Here is a 17,816-nt window from a genome sequence, read left to right as displayed (position 1 = left end):
TATTTGTTATCAACCAAGAGGAAAGAGTTTATGTATCGTATTTCTGAGTTAGCGCAGCACGTAGGGTTAAGCCGTTCAACCCTGTTGTATTACGAAAAGCTAGGCCTGATTTCAGCCAAGCGACAAGCCAATGGCTATCGCAGCTATTCAGAAAACGATCTTCAGCGTCTAGTGTTATTGCAGCAACTACAAGCAGGAGGCTTATCACTAAAAGAGTGTCAGGCTTGTTTAGAAGCCAAAATAGACAGAGAGAAGTTGCTGCATAGATTAGATGTACTAGATGATGAAATCGCAAAGAAACAAAAAGCGAGAGAGCTTCTATCCTCAATGCTTGGTATGAATTCAATGAGAGAGTGGCATCAAACCATTGAACAACAAGCGCCTTCAGCACATTTAGAATGGCTAATAAAACAAGGGTTTGATGAAAAACAAGCCATGAGACTAAAGTGGTTATCAAAAGATATGAATGAACACGATCGTTATATGCAAGATTTTAACTTGGTATTTGAAGCGTTAGAAACGTGGGGGCCAGGCAGTAAAGCTGACAGGTTGAAAGCATTAAATATAGTACCGAACCAAATTGATACCATACTGGAAATTGGTTGCGGGCAAGGTATCGCGACTCAGATATTAGCGGAGAATACTCAAGCGACAATTACAGCGGTAGATAATGAAGAGTTTGCCCTAGACGCGTTAATGCAAAAAATGAAAGCAAAAGGGCTGGATAATAGAATTTCTACTCTTTGCGCCAACATGACAAGCCTGCCTTGTGAGCCTGCAAGTTTTGATCTTATTTGGTCAGAGGGCAGTGCTTATATCATGGGAGTTGAAGCGGCACTAAAAGCGTGGAAACCGTTATTGAAAGAAGATGGAGTTCTTGTGTTAAGTGATGCCGTGTGGAGTGTAGATAACCCACATAAAGAGACGTTAGCGTTTTGGCAAAACGAATATTCAGATATGACGACGGTAGAAATACGCATCAAGCAGGCAGAAGATGCGGGTTATGAATTGATTGATACTTTCTCACTCAGTGAAGAAGCTTGGCAAGCTTATTACCGTCCATTAGAAGCAAGATTAAACGAGCTAAAAGAAGAATTATATGGTTCTTCTGTGTTGGCTGATATCGAGCGCGAAATCGCAATCTTTCACCAAAGAGCCGGTGAGTATGATTACCAAATGTTTATATTAAAAAATTCAAAGATAGGATAAGACAATGAAATATTCTTTATATACAGCAACACAAACAAACGAGATTAAAACACTATTTACCAAAACTTTTTCTGACTCAGAAGGAGAGAAAGAAGGTGAGTTAATTGGTCAGTTAGTAGAAGATCTTATTGGAACCACTAAAGCTGAAGACTTGTATGTATTTGTCGCAACAGAAAACGAGAAAATCATAGGCAGTATTTTATTCACTAGGCTGACATTTGAGGCCGATATTTGCGTCTTCTTACTTGCGCCTGTTGCTGTTCATACTGATTATCAAGGTAAAGGGTTTGGTCAGGAACTGATTAATTTTGGCCTTCAAGAAATGAAAAAAGAGGGTGTCGAATTAGCGTTTACTTATGGTGATCCAAGCTTTTACTCAAAAGTGGCTTTCCAACCAATAACAGAAGCGCAATTTAAAGCGCCACTTACACTTAGTTATCCTCATGGATGGTTAGCACAGTCTTTAAATGGTCAAGAGTTAGTAGGGATTGATGGTGATTCATCATGCGTTCCTGCGTTTAATAAACCTGAACTTTGGTGATTGTAGTTTTTGTTATTCGTTAGCGTTAATTTTCTTATTTGATAAATGATGGCAGGCCGATAAAGTTGTGATAGCGTTGCAGTATATCTATCGTGTTTAAACAAGGATCAGCATGAAAATTGGAATCATTGGCTTGGGTGATATTGCTCAAAAAGCGTACCTGCCTATCATCACGCAGCTTGAGAATGTTCAGCCTGTTTTTTGCACTCGTAATCCAGAGGTACTTAAACAATTGGCACAGAAGTATCGTGTGGATCAATATTGTGAAGATTACCAAGAGCTATTAACGATGAGAGTCGACGCGGTAATGATCCATGCGGCCACTCGCGTGCATTTTGACATCGCCTCCTTCTTTCTTAAAAACGGAGTACCTACCTTTGTAGATAAGCCGTTGGCTGATTCAGCAGAAGAGGTTGAGCAACTTTACGCGATTGCTGCCAAGTATAATCAACCACTTTATGTTGGTTTTAATCGCCGTCACATACCGCTGTATAACCAATACTTACCAGAATTGGCAAATGGTGAAGCTGGCAAGCTACGCTCACTGCGTTGGGAAAAACACCGCCATGCTTTACCGGGTGATCTTCGAACCTTTATTTTTGATGATTTTATCCATCCATTAGACAGTATCAACTTAAACGCTCAGGCAACGATAGATGATCTGTATATCACCCATCAAATGCAAGACAATCAACTAGCAAGATTAGATGTGCAATGGCAAGTTGGAGAAACTTTACTGCATGCCTCAATGGATCGTCATTTTGGTATTACGACAGAGCGAGTGTCTGCAAGTTATAAGAATCAAGCTTTCGAGTTTGGTTCTTTTGTTGAAGGTAAAATTTGGCATAACAGTACTGAGCAAAAGCTTTCCCTTAAAGATTGGACTCCAATGCTTACCAGTAAAGGGTTTGACCATATGATCCAAGATTGGATTAGTGTTGTAGAGAAAGGAAAGTTAGTCACTGCAACGGTAGATCGTAATATTGCCAGTCACCAATTGGCAGAACGCATTTATCAAAAGATCCTTGGTAAGTATAAGTAGCATAAAGAAAAAGATAACTATAAACATATATTAACCGTTAAATACATTGATGATAATGATATTCATTTGTCTTTATATGAAGTCTATTACCCTGTATTATTTCCATCAATTTTTATTGTTGTGTTATAGGAGTTATTTTGGTCTTTGATTTTTCGATGTGGATTTGGATATCACTTGCTTTAGCTATTGTTCTGGCTTTTGTCCAACAAATGAAAGCGAGCTTTATTTTACTAGGAATAAGTTTAATCGGTGCAATTATAGAGCAGAGATTAAATTTTATAGGATTAGCTGGGGTGATAGCTGGCTTAGTCATTGCTTATAAAACACCAAGTTTAGATCGTAAGTGGCAATATGGCGCTTATGCTTTTATTTTTATTTGGTCGATTGCGTTATTCCTACATTTTATCCCCGGTTTTAATAATGCTAAAGTTTTAGATTCTGTCGTTTCTGGACCGTTAAGTATTCCATTTACGATGTATTTGAATTTAGATAAGCCGCTTATATTTTTTGGATTATTACTGGCTTATCCTGTTCTATTAGGTAAAAAAGACACCTTCAACAAACAAGCATTAATGCTTATTGCTGTTCCCCTATTTGCTTTGCTGCCTCTTGCGTGGGGATTAGGAGCATTAAAGCCAGAGTTTACAATCCCAAGTTGGTGGTGGGTATTTGCATTAAATAACTTATTACTGACTTGTGTTGCAGAAGAGGCCTTTTTCCGTGGTTTTATTCAACAAGAGTTAGGGAAACGTTTTGGTTGGGTTTTAGGTATAGCAGTAGCAAGTGTATTGTTTGGCTTAGCCCATATTGGCGGTGGTTGGTTACTCGTTGCTTTTGCTACCTTAGCAGGTGTTGGGTATGGTTTAGCGTTTCATTACAGCAATCGTTTATGGGTCGCGATTATCTTCCACTTCTTGTTTAATTTTTTCCATTTGATATTTTTTACTTACCCATTAATGCGTTGATATCATCTTACATTTAGACCAGTATGATAGGCATTAGTTAATGATTTATAATGTCATTAGTTAACGCCTCTCTATTTAAACAAAGGATCCGCCATGTCACTGGTTAATCAGCTTTCACTCTTTATTGATGTTGTACAACAAGGCTCGTTTACCAAAGCCGCTGCGCTGCATGATATGGATAATTCGACCCTCTCCAAGCAGATTAAAAAATTAGAGACTGAGCTTGGAGTGCAACTACTCAATCGCTCCACTCGCTCATTTTCTTTAACTCCTGCCGGTGAAGAGATCTTAGAGCAAGCTCATCAACTGGTTAATACCATTGGTCATGTGCAAACCATCGCTGATTCTTATCATGCAGAGCCAAAAGGCCGGATTCGAATTACCGCTCCTGTGCATATTGGACAACAATACCTACAGCCTGTGATCAGTAAATTCATGAAAACTTATCCAGATGTTGAAATTGTATTATTTTTAGATGATAGAAGAACAGATATTATTTCCGATCATTTTGATGTCGCTTTTCGATTAGGTCGGTTGGATGATTCAAACTTAATTGCTAAAAAAATAGCAGATATTCGAGCTGTAGTATTAGCGTCACAAGAGTTTATTGAGCACTATGGAGAGCCTGTTACACCAGAGGAACTGGTTAGCCTGCCATCTGTTATCTATAGTAATGGAGCAATAACGGTTGATACACTTAGGTTTAGTGAAACCCCTGATTCAAAGCAGTTTAAAAACTACAAAATGAAGGGGAGCTATAAGATTAATGATGTAAGGACACTACTTGAAGGTGTAAAAGATGGTTTAGGTTATGCGGCAATTGCTTCCTCAAATTTGGCGTGTTCGATAGAAGAGATGGGATTAAAACCACTGCTTACTAATTATGCCATTTGTAATAAAGGGCTTGCGCTTTATGCCTTATATCCACACAGAAAACAGACTGCATTAGTAAGAGAGTTTATTGCAGCAGTACAGGATTATATAGGCGAGTCACCTCGTTGGGAGCAACATATTCCGAACTTCGAACGTATGTATCAAATCAATAAATAAAAAATAACCCCACTCAAAAAGAATAGGGTTACTTTAACAAATATAGGACTTTAAAATTTAGATCTTAAAGAACCGTAATCACATCTTCCATTGCTAAACGTGCTTTTGGAAGACCGTGGTTATAATCTTCAATTTCTTTGTGGTAGCCCAGCGCTAGTGCAAAATCACAAACATAGCCATCAAGCTCATCTTTAAACTCTTCGCCAATTAATGCAGCATCAACGCCTTCCATAGAAGTAGAAGCAATACCCATACGAGCAAGCGTATGCAGTGTGTTACCTAGTGCAATGTAAGATTGAGCTTTAGTCCAGTTACCGTTAAAGCCAGATTCATCAGTATTTAGTTCAACAAAACCAAATGCACCATCAAGCATGTCGTTGTAACGCTCAGCTGGAAGGTGACCAGAACTTACTTCTGCATCAACCACTTTACGGTATTGGTCTTTATCAAATTTAGGGTTATGTGCAAACAAAATTGTATGTGATGCTTCTTTTGCGTGCGGTTGATTAAACTGGAACATATTAGCAAACGTACCGTGGAAACGCTCTTTTGCTTCATCACTCTCAAGAACAATGAATTTCCATGGTTGAGAGTTAATAGAAGAAGCAGATAGACGGATTGCTTCTTTAATCACATCCATATCTTCTGTTGAGATACGTTTAGTAGCATCGTATTTTTTTGCTGTGTAACGAGTGTTTAAATCGGCAATAATTGGGTGAGTCATATCAATTTCCTAATATAGAGAACAAAAACATCAGAGAGAATACCTGTCTGTGCGTTGTTGATGTGGGTAAGATAACCAAAAGCGTTCGAAAGAGAAATAGCAGATATAGCCAATGACTATGGAATAAAATGTCCATAATAATAAATTAAAAAAGCCAAGATCAGGGTAGGAGATTGAAGTGACCCCGTTAAGTTGGACATTTTAGTTAAGCGGCTTGTAAGGCCTGGTTTCGATATTCTATCGGAGTCAGGCCTTTTAGTTTTACCTTAATCCGCTTCGTATTGTAATACTCGATATATTCTTCGATCTTTTCTATTAACTCATCTGCATCCTTGAAGATGTATCCATGATACATTTCAGTTTTAAGTAAACCAAAGAAATTTTCAGCTACTGCATTATCTAAGCAGTTTCCTTTTCTAGACATACTTTGTTGAAGCCTATGCTTTACAAGTTCCTGTTGATAAGTCTTATGTCGATATTGCCAACCTTGATCACTGTGTAAAATTGGCTTCGAGCCCTTACTTAGTTTGCCTATTGCTTCTTTAAGCATATCCGTGACTAGCGGTAAACGTGCATTCTTTGTCACTTTATAAGCGATAACTTCTTGATTGAATAAATCAACCACTGGCGATAGGTAAACTTTTTGTCCGTTAACTTTAAATTCTGTTACATCGGTTACCCATTTCTCATCTGGTTTCGTAGCACTAAAATCCCTTTCAAGTACATTTGGGACTGATTTACCCACCTCTCCTCGATAAGAACGATATTTTTTGGGTCTTACTATAGATTTTAGGTTTAGTTGCGCCATCAGCCTTTGTACTGTTTTATGATTAAGCTCTACACCTTTTCTTCGCATAGCTAAATGGATCCGTCGATAGCCATAACGTCCTTTATGTTCATGGTAGATAGACTCAATCATCTCTAACTCATGCTCATAAGTATCAGGCCTTCTACTTATTTGAGCCTGATAATAGAAGACACTTTTTGCCAAACTGGTGATACGAAGTAAATATTTTAAAGGGTAATTAGCTTTAAGAGCTAAAACAATTAACGCTTTTTCTTTGTTTGTTGGCGTTTTTTCTGTTTCAGCTCTTCGAACTTTTTTAGAACAGCATTCTCTGTTCGTAAATAACTTAACTCTTCTCTTAGCTCTTCAATGGTCATTTCGTCATCTGATTTTTGTGTAGTATTGGATAATGATTTCATTGAAGGCCTTCCTATATTGCTATTCTTGAGTCCCTTAAACCCCGCTTCATTATATGTTTTAAGCCAGACTGATAGCGTGCCAGGGGAGGATAAGTTTAATACTGCACTAGTGTGAGTGAGAGACCAACTGTTAGTCCACATTAATTTCAATGCTTGTAATTTTGTTTTGGCATTATCGGCATGTGTAGTTGGTAAAAATGAGTTTTTACCATGGATAGAAAATACTTGAGTCCAATATCGTATCTGACGAGCAGATATCGAATATTCTTTAGATAATTGAATTGATGTACGACTAACTAAGCACTGCTTAGCAATAATTAGTTTTAGCTCACGACTATATTTGGACATAAAAAAGACCCTCAGTAATTGGTTGTCCAATTATTGGGGGTCAGTTCAGATCTTGGCTTTAAAGTTACGCTAAATTAATAAAGGTTAATATTGCTATGCTGAGACTTTAAACTTAGCTACTAACGTTGTCAGTTTAGATGTCATATGAGCCAGGCTTTCTGATTGGAGAACAATACTTTCTGAATCATCACTGATCGCTGTTGTCATTTCGGATATTTTATGAACATTACTATTCATCTCTGCTACTACTGCATTTTGTTGTTCTGAGGCTGTTGAAATCTGAATATTCATTTCCTCAACACCATTTATCGAACTGACTACTTCGTTGATATTAGTATTTGCTGTTTGTGCAACAGAGTTACCTTCTTCTACTTCTGAACGCCCTTTTGACATTGCATCAACAGCATTACTTACTCCAGATTGTAGATCTAAAATTATCTTTTTAATATCATCAAGAGACGTTCCTGTACGTTGAGCTAATCCCCTAACTTCATCAGCAACGACAGCAAATCCTCGACCAGACTCGCCAGCTCGTGCTGCTTCAATTGCCGCATTTAAAGCTAATAAATTTGTTTGTTCTGCAATCTCAGAAATAACATTTAGTACCTGACCAATATTATCTGAGGCTCTATTCACATCCATAACGATACCCGAGGCTTCTTGTAGGTGGGTATTAATGTTTTGAATTTGATACATGGTATTTTCAACGGCGTGTTGACCGCTGTGTGCTTTCTGACTCACTGTTATTGCCATCTCTTTTGCGGTATTAGAGTTGGTTGAAACATGATGAACTGTTGCAGTTAATTGATCTATTGCTGTTACCAGTTGTTCGGTATTCATATGTTGCGTCTGAATTGAATGATCACTTTTTGTCGTAATGTCGTTAAGAGAATCTGCACTTAGTTTAATGTTGTTTATAATTTCACGTTGCTCTTTAATTAGGGAATCTAACGAAGAAACAAAGGTATTGAAAGAGGTAGCAAGTTCACCAAATTCATCTTTTCGATTGGTATTTAGGCGAACACTCAAATCACCTTTACCTTGTGCGATATCTTGCATAGTGGTACGTAACGTACGAAGGGGATCAAGAATTGATCTATAAAGTAGAGTCAAAGTTATAATAACGAGTACAGCAATGGTTGTTAACCCTATTAATGTAGCCGCTTGGCCGTCACTAATGGTAGTGTTAATAACGACACCATAATCTCTTGTAAGCTCATGATATTTTTTATCTAAGACCTCAAATCCCTTAAGAGCCGGGGAGTCACTTATTTTTACTTGAGAGTCGATATATTCAGCAGTTGCTCCTTCAGTAAACATACGTTGGACAACACGGCTATTATCAAAGTAATTTTTAGCGACAGTTTTTATGGCAGTAAGAGCTTGTCGCTCCTCTGTAGCTAATGAGCTTAATTGTTGGTATTTATTAATATCATTCAATAGAGCCTGATAATTTTTTGCTATTCGAGAAGTATATTTATCATCACCTCGTAGCACATAGTTTTTAAAATTATGAATCATACCGCCATAACCAAACTGGGCTTTAATATCCATTAGCATGACCTGCCGGCTAGCAACTTGATCTTGGTAGAGGTTCCAACTTTGAGTTACTGGTGTAAACATTTTATATATGTAGAGCCCGCTAAAGAAAATGACACATAAAATCGTCGTAATAAATAAACGAATTTTGGTCGAGATACGTAATTGATTAATCATAAATATGTCCCTATACAACCGTAAGCTTGTTATTTTTATGGTGCTTTAGTCTAGTTATTCATATTGCTATGAGGTTTATTCATCGTAAATAAACCTCAAAAGCAATGTTTGTATTTGTTATAGAAGTGCTTGGTTATTTTTACCGATATAATAGTGTAGGAAAGAAAATTGATTTAACCAATAATAATGATCAAATAGTTAATGGAATAGGTGTAACTATTACTTGTCCAGAAGCATGATTCTGAACAAGTATATGATGAGAAAAACCGTTTATTTAGAGTAAGTTATTTACGTGCAGTATCGTTTGTTGTCAAAGTAAACTGGCTTAGTAGTACCTCAAGGCGACCAGAAAGTTGCTCGAGATTTATGCTAATATCATGCGTCTGTTCAGCAGATCTTGAGGTATCATCAGCATGTTGGGTTATTATGTTCACCTTTGATTGCACATCTGTACTAAGGCTAGTCGTCGTTTGAGTTTGTTGTTGAATATTGGTTGCGAGTTGAAGCACTTGTTTCATCTCACTTACCATTGTATTGATAGTTGCAGACAGATCTTCAATATCAGCTGAACGTTGATGAGCTAAAGTACATACAGTATCTACCGATCCTAAAGATTCTTCACTGCCCTGTTTAAATTCAGAAATAATGCTTCGGATACTATTTGTCGCTTCAGCGGTTCGCGAAGATAAAAGTCTAACTTCATCAGCTACCACAGCAAAACCTCGTCCTTGTTCACCAGCTCGGGCCGCTTCAATGGCTGCATTTAGCGCTAATAAATTGGTTTGTTCAGCAATACCGTTAATCACCTCAAGAATAGAAGACACTTGCCCTGTTTGCTGATTAAGATCTGAAATCTTATATTTTACAGTCTCTATTTGACCTACAAGGTTTTTTATATCTTGGCTAGCTAAATGTGCTTGTTTAGCACTGGATTGAGCAACATCCGTAGTATGGTTGATCAAGTTAGAAGCATCGACTGTCGCTTGTTCAACATTGAGCTGTTGATTTTGCATATGGCCAATATTACTTTGTACTTCAGCGGTTTCATTTTGTTGATTGTTTACTGCTTGATTTGTCGTTTGAGCGACATCTGTCAATTGAGTTGCAGAGTGAGATAAAGAGTGAGAAGTCTCTTGTACCTTCATTAAGCTATCAGATACGGTATCCATGAAAGAATTGATGGCATTGGATAACGTACCTATTTCATCCTTTTTCTTATTAGAGAGTCGTAACGAGAGATCTTTGTCTTGGCTAACTAATGTCATATATTTTGAGGTCGCTTGTATTGGACGAATTACTATTCTTCTAATTACAGCCATGGTGATAACAAAACCAACAAATGCAATACATGCCATAATTATCACGGCAAGGATAGTTCGTTTACTGATCATTTGATTGACGTGATTTAAATTATATTCTAAACGAATCGCACCAAGAACTTCACCTTCAGGTGCTAAATGACAAGCGACGCAATCTGTACCGCGGTAGTCTTTACTTGATTTCATTGGCAGTGCAACGACTAATCCTTTTCCCCAATCGGCATTAAATGCTTCAATCACTGTTTCACCAGCAAGTGCTCGACGATCGATATCATCAAGCGGAGTTTGATTATCCTGCCCTAATCCATAGATCTTACTGACAGCGTCAGCTCGTAATACACGAACTTCTTCAATACCTTCCTGAGTAAGCGCTTTTTGTCGAAGAGTCTCTTTTTGTGCCATGGTACCAGTAAGCATCATCATATTTAGACTATCAAAATAGTTACTGGCTTTATCATGCAGTTGTTCACTTAATACTGAGTTAATCAGGTGGCGTTGCTGGAAATATTGATAGGAGGTAGATATCACGAGTACGCAAGTAAATACAGTGATAAGAGTAATTAGAAGTTTTGATGTGATTGTTGAGAACATTAGGCTGCTTTATAGTTATTATTTAGAATTATGTGACTATATAGTTAATTTTCCATAATCCCAAAGGGCTATGTAATGTAATGTGACAATAGAGCAACTTTAGTTAACATAATGATATAAAACTAAGTGAGTTTTCTAAAATCTAGGTTGGGGTTGGTATATAAGGATATGCAGAGAGGGAAAAAATAAAAAGGCCAAGAACGGATGCTATTGGCCTTTATATCAGTTTATCTAAAGCTTACCTAAACTAGAAAGGGTAAGCTTAAAGATAATGATTAGAGATTGCTATAATGCTGCTTTTTTTGCTTCTGTTACCCAAGAATTAAATAGTCCTTGGTTTGCTTTTATCCAGCCATTAACATGAGATTCAATATCTTCTGAGCTGTTTTTACCTTTACTCATCATCATGTTTTGTGCACTAACGTCATTGATATTTAATTTGATGATCTCAAATAATTTCGCTGCTGCAGGGTTTTGTGCCGCAAATTCTTTATTGGCAATAATACGCATAGAGTTCATTTCAAAACCGTAGTTCTTACCGTTAGATAAGGTTGTATCTACGTTTTTACGATCCCCAGGAAGTGCTGAGAAAGGAACTTCTAGCCATACCACATCTTTATTAGGAACAAGAACGCCACTTACCCAATAAGGTGTCCAAGTATAATAGATAACGGGCTCACCATTTTTGTAGCGTGAAATGGTATCAGCAATGATCGCGGCATAGTTACCTTGGTTATGAGTTACCGTATCTTCAAGTTGGAATGCCGATATTTGGTGTTCAATAACCATTTCACAGCCCCAACCTGGGTTACAGCCTGTTAGGTCTGCTTTACCATCACCATTTGCATCAAACAATTTTGCAATTTTTGGATCTTTTAATTGCCCAATATTCGTGATGCCGTATTTGTCGGCGGTTTTCTTATCAATTAAATAACCTTGAGCTGCACCACTTACGTATTGTCCCTGGCGGTAGAACTTATCATCGCCGCCAGACATTTTGTATTTGTCAGCATGTAAAGGGAACCAACCTACAGCTAAAAATGTTGCATCGCCTTTTGCGATTGAAGTATAAGCAACGTTGTAATCAACTTCTTTTGTTGGTTTAACATCGTAACCAAGTTGCTCAAGTGCCTTGTTTACAATTGATGTTTGAAAGGTTTCTTCAGCAACTGTTGATTGAAGGGCTTGAACCGCTACGCCTTCACCTGGTAATTTTTCAGCCCAAACATTTGACGATAAAGCCAAAGTGGAAACGATACTAACTGTCAGTGCTTTCTTCCATGAGTTAATCATTCTTATTTCTCCTTAAGTTTTAATTCTGATTTTGTTTCTTTCTTTTGAGCAAAAATATTTAATACGATAGCTACTGGACCCATCTGATACCAGCGTAGTTTTGTATTGCCGGCGTTTACACCTAGTACTTGGGTAATTCGGTCGAGTAAAATAGCAAGAATAACAATACCTAAACCACCGACAGCAGCGAGACCCATGTCTAAGCGTCCGATGCCTCTTAATACCATTTGGCCTAATCCACCAACGGCAATCATTGAAGCAATTACTACCATTGATAGTGACAACATCAGGGTTTGGTTTACACCAGCCATAATTGTTGGCAATGCAAGAGGAAGTTGAATTCGGTATAGCATCTGTTTCTTACTAGCACCAAATGAGTGGCCTGCTTCTATTAATTCTTCTGGTACTTGTTGAATACCAAGAATCGTTAAGCGTACAACTGGAGGTAAGGCAAAGATAATGGTTACCACAACACCAGGAACATTACCGATACCAAATAACATTACGATAGGTACCAAATAAACAAAAGCTGGCGTGGTTTGCATGGCATCTAAAACGGGTCGAACAAATTTTGCTGCCGTCTTACTTCTTGCCAGCCAGATCCCCATAGGTAATCCTATAAGCAGACAGAAAAAGACAGAGGTCATCACAAGTGAAAGTGTGGTCATGGCTTCAGACCAAGCACCGATAAGCCCAATGACAAGTAATGAAGCTGCCGTTGAGATACCTAGTTTAAGGTTCGAAAATTGCCACGCGAGCAAAAATAGAATAATGAGCATAATAGGAGCAGGCGTGGAGACTAGTGCCGTTTCAAAAGAGCTCAAGATAAAATCGATAGGTACACGAATAGCTTGAAACAACGGGCGGCCATGCTCAACTAACCAGTTCAATCCTGATTCTACCCAAACATCAACAGGGAGTACGGCTTCTTCGAATGGGTTTAATGGGTCAAATGCTTTAACTTCAACAACTTCACTATTCAACCAATCTGCCGACGCTGATGTATCGCCAGTTTGACCCCAAGGATCAGCACTTGGCGCAGTTGTTGTTTGTGACCATGGGTCATTGTTTGTTTGTTCTGATGACATCGTTCTACCCCTTATCTAACGTCTGAAGTAGTCGTGATTTAGTCACAACACCAAAGTAATTACCATTTTCGTCAACCACTGGTACCGAGTAAGGTACATTCGCAACTAAACCTAAAATATCATTGATAGCTTGATTTGGTTTCAGTGTTAGTCCATCAGGGAGTTGAGCGCTAACAAGTGAATTATTATCGTTGTGGGCCTCTCGAAGAGAGTCAACAGAAACAATGCCAGAATAGAGGCTGCTTTTATCTACGACGATGCCATATTCTCTGTCGTTATCCATTAGATACTGAAGAGCAGATGCAGGGCCGTCGTGTTCTGATTTTTTAAACATTGCAGCAGGCTTTTTACGAGCAATATCTTTAGCTGTTAAAACATTAGCGACATTAACACCACGGAAAAAGGCTTCAACATAATCATTGGCAGGGTTATTTAGAATATCATCGGGTGTGCCAACTTGAACCACTTCACCATTTTGCATGATGGCAATTCTGTCGCCAATACGCATCGCTTCATCTAAATCATGAGAGATAAAGACGATGGTACGTTTATCATCATTTTGTAGACGAATCAGTTCATCTTGCATTTCAGTTCTGATTAGAGGATCAAGAGCAGAAAATGCTTCATCCATTAAAAGAATATCAGGGTCACAAGCCAGTGCTCTTGCTAGACCAACACGCTGTTTCATACCACCAGATAATTCATCAGGATAAGATTCAGAGTAAACATCAAGCCCAACTCTTTCTAATGCGCTTAGCGCGGATTTTTTGCGTTTTTCAATTTCAACACCAGCGAGCTCTAAACCAAATGCAGCATTTTCAATCACAGTCATGTGTGGCATCAGGGCAAAATTTTGAAAAACCATTGAGATATTATTGCGGCGAACTTCGCGGAGTTCTTCTTCAGAGATGTGCGCAATGTCTTTCCCTTTAAGAAGAACATTACCCTGAGTCGGCTCGATAAGTCGGTTGAGAAGGCGAACTAGAGTGGATTTTCCTGAACCAGATAGGCCCATAATAACGAAAATTTCACCTTCTTGAATGCTGAGAGAGACATCATTAACACCAATGGTTAATCCTGTTTTTTCAAAAACGTCATCTTTGTTCGCACCTTCATTAATCATAGTAAATGCGCGATCAGTGTCCTCTCCAAACACTTTGTACAGTCCCTTAACTTCCAGTATGGGATTCATTTTTTAAGTCCTTTGTAAGGTAATCTTATTGTTAATTCGTTAGTACTATAAGTAATTTTTAGGAGTTTATCAATGAATGAAGTTCTGTAAAGTGAATCATATGTTATATTTTGTTATAATTATCGTTTGATTTCATTGATAGATTTTTTGGTAAGATATTGAAACTTTAGGGTTAAGTTGTTGTTTTGTGAGGTCGCGCTTGTAATGGATGGTTATGGTGTAAAAAAGATAATAATACTTTGGTATTGTGGCGTGAAGGCTAAGTACCCCAGTACTTTTTAAAAATGATTTGAGTACAAAGTAATTGTTGTTGTTTTCTTTGTTTTGTTATCACTCAGGAGATGAGAATAATAGAATAAACATGCTGTACTTATCGCCTTAATAACGCAGGGAAATACGAAGGATATTTTTTATAAAACATAGAGTAAGGGCTAGCACTACGTTAGCCCTTATTGATATTTATTATTATCTACTGATTACAATCTATTTTATGCTTGCTCTTTCTTCGGTTTTCTCTTTTTATACACCACACAGAAGTTGCCACGTTTAGTGCGGCATTTAGAACAACGCTCACAATCTACTTCTTTCCGGTTACCTTCTTTCCAACGCTTAATTAATTGAGGTTCAGCAAGCAAAGGGCGTGAAAGTGCGAAATATTGAATATTGGTATTCGCCAACATCTCTTCCATCGCATCAATATTTGTTAAGCCGCCGACAGTAATAATAGGTACAGAAACCTCTTGGCTGATCACATCACCATATTCATGGAAATAGCCTTCTTCTCGTAATGTATAACCATCAAACGACTCACCAATCATGGTATTTGCATTACCATGAATGTTGCCTGAAATGATAATGGCATCAACACCAACTTCTTCTAATTTTTTACAGATGATGCGCGTTTCATCAAACGTTAAACCGCCCTCAAAAAATTCCGTTGCTGTCAGCTTAACCAAAATAGGGAAGTCGTTACCCACTAGCTCTCTGATCTTAGAATAAATATCAATTAAAAATCTCATGCGATTATCTAAGCTACCGCCGTATTCATCTTCACGACGGTTGTAATACGGGCTTAAGAACTGATTTATTAAATAAGTGTGTGCAGCGTGGATCTCAACACCATCAAAGCCAGACTCTTGAGCACGACGGCTTGCTTGAGCAAAGGCATCGACAATGTAATCAATCTCATCTTTAGTCATCGCTTTACCAAGTGTTTTTGTGCCTCTTTCGCATATTTCACTTGGTGCAAAGATCACACGTTCGCCAACGTTATAAGTGGTCTTTGTGCCACCATACGCCAGTTGCATCGCAATTTTTGAATCATATTTATGCACTAACTCAGTCAGCTTTTGGTATTCAGCAATAAAAGAATCGTTATACATACCCATCATGCCAGCGTTGGGTTTCTCTTCCACAACGATATTTGCATAACCTGTCACTATTAAGCCAACATCACCTTTCGCAAGTTCTTCATAGATGTCGTAAAGTTTATCTGTCATATGACCATCATCAGTTGCCATATTTTCCCACGTTGCGCTTCGAATAAAGCGGTTTTTTAAGGTCATCTTGCCAATATGGGTTTCTGTAAACAAAGTGCTCAAGTGCAATCCTCTTAAAAATAGATATTGGTATTTTTATTATTGTCATCGTTAACAACAAGCGGCCAATATTAGCGCCAACTGCTAGAGGAAACATTAATCTATATTAAGAAGTGATAAGTTCTAGGTGGTAAAAAGTCTTTAATAGTTATTATTTGTATCACTTTTGGTTAAATATTCTCAGTGATAATTCAGTGGACAGTTACTCTCTATTTTTGGAAACTTATGTTGCACGAGATTTACCGCAAACTTCTTGGTGTTCCAATTGTTGCTGTGTATGTTTATCTACTATTGATGAATAAGTATCGATACCTATGTCGATGTAGAACTAATGTACAGCTACGAGATAAGCAATGAATACGATCAAACAACCTAAAGGGCTTTTTCACATTATTGCGATTCAAATGTGGGAGTTTTTCAGCTATTACGGCATGCGCTCATTATTGATCCTCTTCTTAACAGAAAAGCTATTAATGACAGATAATCATGCTTACGCTTTATATGGTGCGTATACGTCATTAGTGTATGTCACACCGATTATTGGAGGCTATTTAGCTGATAAATACCTAGGTAATTATTGGTCAGTAATTCTTGGTAGCTTATTGATGGTTGCGGGGCACTTTGTTCTTAGTATCCCAAGTGGAGACCACTCAACACTGTATTTAGCCTTATCATTAATTATCTGTGGTTATGGCTTTTTTAAAACTAACTCAAGTTGTTTGTTAGGTGGAATTATATCAAACTAAAGAGCAAGAACGTGGCCGTGAAGCAGGGTTTTCAGTTTCTTACATTGGGGGTAATATTGGTTCAATGATCGCCCCCATTCTGTGTGGATTTACTGCTATGAAATGGGGGTGGCATGTTGGTTTTTCATTAGCAGGTATTGGTATGCTTGTTGGCTTAGGTGTATTCATTACTGGCCGTAAACATTTTATGCACGTAAGCCAACCTAATCTTCCTGCTTTACAGAAAAAAAGCCTAGGGCTACCTCATTGGATATTATTAATTGTTGTTATTACTGCGGCAACAATGGGGCTAGTTTTAGTACTTAAAAACCTCTGGGCTGGTTATATATTGGCGATTATTTCTTTCTTCTCCATTATTCATATCATTAATTTATATCGTAAAAGTGATGCTGAAGATCGCCAAAAATTGAATTCAATCATGTATTTCATGCTATTTGGCACCGTATTTTGGGCGTTTGACCAACAAGGTGGTAGCTCAATTAGTTTGTTTATTGAGCGTAATATAAACACTAATGTAGGTGGTTTTACCATTCCAACAGCTTTCTTTCAATCTATAAACCCAGTAGCCGTTATTGTTGGTGGCGCTGCTGTTGCGTGGCTTTGGAAGGTGTTGGATGCAAAAAGTATTTCAGTGAGAACCTTAACCAAACTAAACATAGGTCTTTTACTATTAACCGCAGGCTTTAGTTTAATCACCTTGTCATCAAAATTGGCTATGGCAAGTGGCGAAACGACTTTCGTATGGTTAATGATGGGTTTATTGTGTATTGGTGTTGCCGAGTTATTTATTGACCCTGTCGCGCTTGCTGCAATTACTCGATTAAATCCACAAGGCGCAACTGGTACATTAGCAGGTATCTATATGCTTGCAGGAGGCTCAGTTGCTAACTATTTAGCTGCTGATATTGCACAACTTACTTCAATAAAGGAAAACGCACATACGGGCGCATTAGATTTGATTGTATCAGCAACTCAATATCATCATGTATTTCAAAGTATTTTGTTTGTCACCATTGGTGTATTTATTTTAGGTTTATTGGTTGATTTTAAACACCGAAAACAAATAACACCTAATTAATCGCCATTAGAATATAAATAACTAGAGCCAGTTTCTTCTTAAATACAATTAAGAACAACTGGCTTTTTTGATCTTTTTATATCGATGAAGGGGGGGAATGAGAGTGTAGA

General features: G+C 37.8%; 13 protein-coding genes and 2 pseudogenes. 6 read left to right on the top strand and 9 right to left on the bottom strand.

Going from position 1 to position 17,816, the window contains the following annotated elements; genetic code table 11:
- Nucleotides 1–30 precede the first annotated feature (30 nt).
- From ACU5DF_RS04525 to ACU5DF_RS04505, 5 genes are all read left to right on the top strand, one after another.
- Nucleotides 31–1,209: a MerR family transcriptional regulator gene (locus ACU5DF_RS04525; protein ID WP_446711950.1), complete on the top strand. Its 1,179-nt coding sequence runs from the start codon at nucleotides 31–33 to the stop codon at nucleotides 1,207–1,209.
- 4 nt (nucleotides 1,210–1,213) lie between these two features.
- Complete coding sequence (locus ACU5DF_RS04520; protein ID WP_446711949.1) at nucleotides 1,214–1,750, top strand: GNAT family N-acetyltransferase; 537 nt, start codon at nucleotides 1,214–1,216, stop codon at nucleotides 1,748–1,750.
- A 112-nt stretch (nucleotides 1,751–1,862) separates the two neighbouring features.
- Entirely contained in the window at nucleotides 1,863–2,792 is a 930-nt protein-coding gene (locus ACU5DF_RS04515; RefSeq protein WP_446711948.1) for a Gfo/Idh/MocA family protein, read from the top strand.
- Nucleotides 2,793–2,929: 137 nt separating this feature from the next.
- On the top strand, nucleotides 2,930–3,757 hold the full coding sequence (locus tag ACU5DF_RS04510; protein ID WP_446711947.1) for a CPBP family intramembrane glutamic endopeptidase: 828 nt from the start codon (nucleotides 2,930–2,932) through the stop codon (nucleotides 3,755–3,757).
- Between the two features lie 93 nt (nucleotides 3,758–3,850).
- Nucleotides 3,851–4,807, top strand: a complete 957-nt coding sequence (locus ACU5DF_RS04505; RefSeq protein ID WP_446711946.1) for a LysR family transcriptional regulator — start codon at nucleotides 3,851–3,853, stop codon at nucleotides 4,805–4,807.
- 64 nt (nucleotides 4,808–4,871) lie between these two features.
- Here ACU5DF_RS04505 and ACU5DF_RS04500 read toward each other — a convergent pair whose 3' ends face one another.
- The 9 genes and pseudogenes from ACU5DF_RS04500 to ACU5DF_RS04460 form a co-directional block, all read right to left on the bottom strand.
- Entirely contained in the window at nucleotides 4,872–5,531 is a 660-nt protein-coding gene (locus ACU5DF_RS04500) for a nitroreductase family protein (protein ID WP_446711945.1), read from the bottom strand.
- A gap of 205 nt (nucleotides 5,532–5,736) precedes the next feature.
- Nucleotides 5,737–6,615: pseudogene (locus tag ACU5DF_RS04495) on the bottom strand (IS3 family transposase); the annotation flags it as partial.
- Nucleotides 6,579–7,085 carry a helix-turn-helix domain-containing protein gene (locus ACU5DF_RS04490; protein WP_446711711.1) on the bottom strand — a complete coding sequence of 169 codons (507 nt, stop codon included), beginning with the start codon at nucleotides 7,083–7,085 and terminating at the stop codon, nucleotides 6,579–6,581. The gene ACU5DF_RS04490 and the pseudogene ACU5DF_RS04495, both read right to left, overlap by 37 nt.
- Nucleotides 7,086–7,178: 93 nt before the next feature.
- On the bottom strand, nucleotides 7,179–8,801 hold the full coding sequence (locus ACU5DF_RS04485; protein WP_446711944.1) for a methyl-accepting chemotaxis protein: 1,623 nt from the start codon (nucleotides 8,799–8,801) through the stop codon (nucleotides 7,179–7,181).
- Between the two features lie 284 nt (nucleotides 8,802–9,085).
- Complete coding sequence (locus ACU5DF_RS04480; protein ID WP_446711943.1) at nucleotides 9,086–10,711, bottom strand: methyl-accepting chemotaxis protein; 1,626 nt, start codon at nucleotides 10,709–10,711, stop codon at nucleotides 9,086–9,088.
- Nucleotides 10,712–10,996: 285 nt separating this feature from the next.
- Entirely contained in the window at nucleotides 10,997–12,004 is a 1,008-nt protein-coding gene (proX, locus tag ACU5DF_RS04475) for a glycine betaine/L-proline ABC transporter substrate-binding protein ProX (RefSeq protein WP_446711942.1), read from the bottom strand.
- A 2-nt stretch (nucleotides 12,005–12,006) separates the two neighbouring features.
- Nucleotides 12,007–13,092, bottom strand: a complete 1,086-nt coding sequence (gene proW / locus ACU5DF_RS04470) for a glycine betaine/L-proline ABC transporter permease ProW (RefSeq protein ID WP_446711941.1) — start codon at nucleotides 13,090–13,092, stop codon at nucleotides 12,007–12,009.
- A gap of 4 nt (nucleotides 13,093–13,096) precedes the next feature.
- A complete protein-coding gene (gene proV / locus ACU5DF_RS04465; RefSeq protein ID WP_446711940.1) occupies nucleotides 13,097–14,284 on the bottom strand; it encodes a glycine betaine/L-proline ABC transporter ATP-binding protein ProV in 1,188 nt (395 codons plus the stop codon).
- A 488-nt stretch (nucleotides 14,285–14,772) separates the two neighbouring features.
- Complete coding sequence (locus tag ACU5DF_RS04460; RefSeq protein WP_446711939.1) at nucleotides 14,773–15,885, bottom strand: NADH:flavin oxidoreductase; 1,113 nt, start codon at nucleotides 15,883–15,885, stop codon at nucleotides 14,773–14,775.
- 350 nt (nucleotides 15,886–16,235) lie between these two features.
- Between ACU5DF_RS04460 and ACU5DF_RS04455 the strand changes: the two are divergent.
- Nucleotides 16,236–17,706, top strand: a pseudogene (locus ACU5DF_RS04455) (oligopeptide:H+ symporter).
- Nucleotides 17,707–17,816: the final 110 nt, after the last annotated feature.

Source organism: Aliivibrio wodanis, assembly GCF_052920805.1.
Note: the sequence above shows the minus strand (reverse complement) of the source record. Positions and strands in the feature narration are given on the sequence as shown.

Bases quoted from the DNA above. Each gene is read 5' to 3' on its own strand.
- proW (WP_446711941.1), bottom strand. From the start codon at position 13,092: ATGTCATCAGAACAAACAAACAATGACCCATGGTCACAAACAACAACT.
- ACU5DF_RS04505 (WP_446711946.1), top strand. From the start codon at position 3,851: ATGTCACTGGTTAATCAGCTTTCACTCTTTATTGATGTTGTACAACAA.
- ACU5DF_RS04520 (WP_446711949.1), top strand. From the start codon at position 1,214: ATGAAATATTCTTTATATACAGCAACACAAACAAACGAGATTAAAACA.
- proV (WP_446711940.1), bottom strand. From the start codon at position 14,284: ATGAATCCCATACTGGAAGTTAAGGGACTGTACAAAGTGTTTGGAGAG.
- ACU5DF_RS04490 (WP_446711711.1), bottom strand. From the start codon at position 7,085: ATGTCCAAATATAGTCGTGAGCTAAAACTAATTATTGCTAAGCAGTGC.
- ACU5DF_RS04500 (WP_446711945.1), bottom strand. From the start codon at position 5,531: ATGACTCACCCAATTATTGCCGATTTAAACACTCGTTACACAGCAAAA.
- ACU5DF_RS04485 (WP_446711944.1), bottom strand. From the start codon at position 8,801: ATGATTAATCAATTACGTATCTCGACCAAAATTCGTTTATTTATTACG.
- proX (WP_446711942.1), bottom strand. From the start codon at position 12,004: ATGATTAACTCATGGAAGAAAGCACTGACAGTTAGTATCGTTTCCACT.
- ACU5DF_RS04515 (WP_446711948.1), top strand. From the start codon at position 1,863: ATGAAAATTGGAATCATTGGCTTGGGTGATATTGCTCAAAAAGCGTAC.
- ACU5DF_RS04480 (WP_446711943.1), bottom strand. From the start codon at position 10,711: ATGTTCTCAACAATCACATCAAAACTTCTAATTACTCTTATCACTGTA.
- ACU5DF_RS04525 (WP_446711950.1), top strand. From the start codon at position 31: ATGTATCGTATTTCTGAGTTAGCGCAGCACGTAGGGTTAAGCCGTTCA.